The sequence below is a fragment of the Mesorhizobium sp. M2A.F.Ca.ET.037.01.1.1 genome (assembly GCF_003998075.1).
Taxonomy (GTDB): domain Bacteria; phylum Pseudomonadota; class Alphaproteobacteria; order Rhizobiales; family Rhizobiaceae; genus Mesorhizobium.
On the sequence record NZ_RZSA01000736.1, the window covers coordinates 1 to 3,484 of the forward strand.

A 3,484-nucleotide genomic window follows, 5' to 3' on the forward strand; every position below is an offset into this window, starting at 1 on the left:
GACACGAACCGCGTGATCGAGGTCTGGAACAAGATCGACCTGCTCGACGAGGGCAATCGCGAGCGGCTGCTTGCGGAGGGAGCGAGCGGCAAGTCACCGCCGATCGCCATTTCGGCGGTGACCGGCGAGGGACTGGACACGCTGAAAGCGCTGATCGAGACGCGGGTGTCGGGCGAGCTGGAGACGATGACGGTGACGTTGAGCCCGGCCCAGCTCGGCCAGGTCGACTGGCTGTACCGCAACGGCGACATCGTTTCGCGCACCGACAATGAGGACGGCAGCGTCACTCTCTCGCTCACGGCCACGCATAGCGCCCGGCAGGAGATCGAGAGCCGGCTGCATCGCAAGAACGATAGCTAACCGGCTGATTACTTGGCGCTTTTGGCCTGCTGCCAGAGCGCTTCCATCTCGTCGAGCGTCGCCTTCTCCAGCGAACCGCCCGAAGCCGCCACGGCCTGCTCGACATAGTGGAAGCGGGAGCGGAACTTTTCATTGGTGCCGCTGAGCGCCGCTTCCGAATCGAGCTTGAGATGGCGGCCAAGATTGACGATGGCAAACAACATGTCGCCGAACTCGTCCTTGATCGGCGCGGCATCCCCCGTGGTGAGCGCTTCGCGCAATTCGCCGATTTCCTCCTCGATCTTGTCGAGGATGGGGGCTGCCTCGCTCCAATCGAAGCCGACGCGCGCTGCTTTCTCCTGCAGCTTGAGCGCGCGTGTCAGGGCAGGGAGCGCCACCGGAACGCTGTCGAGAAAACCCTTGCCGTGATCCTCCGGATCGAGCCCGCGCGCGATGCGGGCACTGCGCTTTTCAGCCTTCTCCTCAGCCTTGATCTTCTCCCACATGCCCTTGGCCATGCCGGCGCTGCGCGCCTTCTCATCGCCGAAGACGTGCGGATGGCGGCGGATCATCTTGGTGGTGATGGCCTCGACCACATCGCCGAAAGCGAACTCGCCGATCTCCTCGGCCATCTGCGCGTGGTAGACGACCTGCAGCAATAGGTCGCCCAGTTCCTCGCGCAGGTCGTCGAAATCGCCGCGCGCGATCGCGTCGGCCACTTCATAGGCTTCCTCGATCGTGTAGGGCGCGATGGTCGAAAAGTTCTGCTCGATATCCCACGGGCAGCCGGTCTTCGGCGCGCGCAACGCCGCCATGATCTCGATCAGCCGGGAAATGTCTTTCGAGGGCTTCATGGCCTCAAGCTAGCGCGCGGCCCGCAAGTCGGCCATCCCGGCGGCTCGCCGGCGTGACTTGTCCACAGCTGTCGCGGCCTTCAGTCGAGCACTGAGACAATCGCCTTGGCGAGATCGTCCATGCCGTCCTCCGGCAGGCCGGCGACGTTGATGCGGCTGTCGCCGACCATGTAGACGGCGTGATCGGTGCGCAGGCGCTCCACCTGTGCTTCCGTCAGCCCAAGCCTGGAAAACATGCCGCGATGGCTGGCGACGAAATCGAAGCGATCCGAGTTGGACTGCCGGCGCAATGCTTCGGCAAAAGCGACGCGCAACCTCAGCATCCGCAGCCGCATCTCCTCGAGCTCCGTCTCCCAGTCCTTCCTCAGGCCGGCGTCTTCCAGCACCATGCGCACCGCCGCGGCGCCATGATCCGGCGGCATCGAATAAAGCGCCCGCGCCGCCGCCAGCACCTGGCTCATCGCCACATCGGCCTGCGCGCCGTCTTTGGCCATGATCATCGCAGCACCCACGCGGTCGCGATAGACGGCGAAATTCTTCGAGCAGCTCGAAGCGACAACCATCTCCGGCACCTTGTCGGCCAAGAGCCGCAGACCCGCGGCATCGGCGTCCAGGCCCTCGCCAAATCCCTGATAGGCGATGTCGACGAAAGGCAGCAGGCCGCGCTCCAGGAGAACGTCCGCGACCTTCGCCCACTGCGCGGCGTCGAGATTGGCGCCGGTCGGGTTGTGGCAGCAGCCATGCAGCAGCACGACGTCGCCGCTGTTGGCCGTCCTGAGCGTTGCCAGCATCTCGTCGAAGCGCACAGCGCCGGAGGCGGCATCGAAATAGGGATAGTTGCGAACCTCAAGGCCGGCGGCCCGCATCACGGGCGGATGGTTCGGCCAGGTCGGGTCGGAAAGCCACACCGTCGCGCCGGGACGCGTGCGCTGCAGCAGCTCTGCCACCAGCCTGAGCGCGCCGGATCCGCCCGGCGCCTGAGCCGCGCGTATGCGCGAATGATCGGCCTTTTCGCCGAAGGCGAGCTTGATCATGGCGGCGTTGAAGCCGGTGTCGCCGGCAAGGCCGAGGTAGGTCTTGGTGTCCTGGCTCGCCAGCAGCCTCTTCTCGGCCTCGCGCACGGCGCGCATTACCGGCGTCCTGCCCTCGATGTCCTTGTAGACGCCGACGCCGAGGTCGACTTTGCCCGGACGTGGATCGCTGCGGTAGAGGCCGATCAGGGCAAGGATCTTGTCGGCGGGTGCGGGCTGCAGGGTCTCGAACATCGAAAAGGACTCCAATGGCGGCGGAGTGATACGCAAATAGCCCCCGCCGCGCCAGCGGTTTCCTCAGCGCGCCGGCGATGCATAAAGAAAATGCCGGGCAGGGGGATTAAATCCCCTACAGGCTTCGTAAACAGGGCATGAAACGGTCTATGGCACGCTTCGAAATTGTCGGGCAGTTGGGATCGCTGCGGCGCTATGCGCGCTCGCTGACGCGCGACAGCACCGATGCTGAGGATCTCGTCCATGACGCGCTGGTGCGCGCCTATGAGCGGCGCGCGACCTTTCGCTCCGACGGCAATCTGCGCGCCTGGCTCTTGGCGATCGTGCACAACGTCTTCATCGACCGCATGCGCTCGCGCCGCTCCGAGACGGCGCGCATCGAACAAGCCGGCCTCGTCACCGACCAGAGCGTGCCGGCCTCGCAGGACCATTCCGTGCGCCTGTCGCAGGTCCGGGAAGCGTTTCTTTCGCTCCCCGAGGAACAGCGCTCCGCGCTCCATCTCGTCGCCATCGAGGGGCTTTCCTATCAGCAGGCCGCCGAAGTCATCGGCGTGCCGCTCGGAACCTTGATGTCGCGCATCGGCCGCGCGCGCGCCGCGCTGCGCGAGATGGAGGAGGGCGCGCCGCAGAAAGCCAGGCCGCATCTCAGGATCGTGGGAGACGATCAATGACCGTCATTGTCGACCCCGTAACCGATGCCGATCTCGACGCCTATGTAGACGACCAGCTGGATGTCGCCCGCCGCATCGAGGTCGAGGCGCACCTCGCCGCGCGCCCGGAAGCGGCGGCGCGCGTGATGTCGGACCTGAGGACGCGTGACGAACTGCGCGTCGCGCTTGCCGGCCCCGTCGGCACGGCGCGTCCGGCCACGACCGAAGCGGCGCGGCGGCTGGAAAGAGCCCTTGCCAGGGGGCGGATGCTTATCGTGCTGCAGCGCGCCGCCGCCGCGGCCGTGCTGGTCGCGGCGGGTTGGCTTGCCCACGGCATTTTCGGGCCCATCGCGGTGACCCAGGGGGGCGCCTCGAC

General features: G+C 66.2%; 3 protein-coding genes and 2 pseudogenes. 3 read left to right on the forward strand and 2 right to left on the reverse strand.

Annotation, left to right across the window (positions count from 1 at the left end; genetic code table 11):
* Positions 1-360, forward strand: a pseudogene (locus EOA27_RS27970) (GTPase HflX); the annotation flags it as partial.
* Positions 361-368: 8 nt separating this feature from the next.
* On the opposite strand, the gene mazG reads toward EOA27_RS27970, so the two are convergent.
* Both mazG and EOA27_RS27980 read right to left on the reverse strand, forming a co-directional pair.
* Positions 369-1,193: a nucleoside triphosphate pyrophosphohydrolase gene (gene mazG / locus EOA27_RS27975; RefSeq protein ID WP_126082753.1), complete on the reverse strand. Its 825-nt coding sequence runs from the start codon at positions 1,191-1,193 to the stop codon at positions 369-371.
* An 80-nt stretch (positions 1,194-1,273) separates the two neighbouring features.
* Positions 1,274-2,458 (reverse strand): amino acid aminotransferase, encoded by a 1,185-nt coding sequence (locus EOA27_RS27980; RefSeq protein WP_126082752.1) that lies wholly within the window; start codon positions 2,456-2,458, stop codon positions 1,274-1,276.
* Positions 2,459-2,607: 149 nt separating this feature from the next.
* Between EOA27_RS27980 and EOA27_RS27985 the strand changes: the two genes are divergently transcribed.
* Entirely contained in the window at positions 2,608-3,129 is a 522-nt protein-coding gene (locus EOA27_RS27985) for a sigma-70 family RNA polymerase sigma factor (RefSeq protein ID WP_189343135.1), read from the forward strand.
* A pseudogene (locus tag EOA27_RS27990) lies at positions 3,126-3,484 on the forward strand (anti-sigma factor); the annotation flags it as partial. The gene EOA27_RS27985 and the pseudogene EOA27_RS27990, both read left to right, overlap by 4 nt.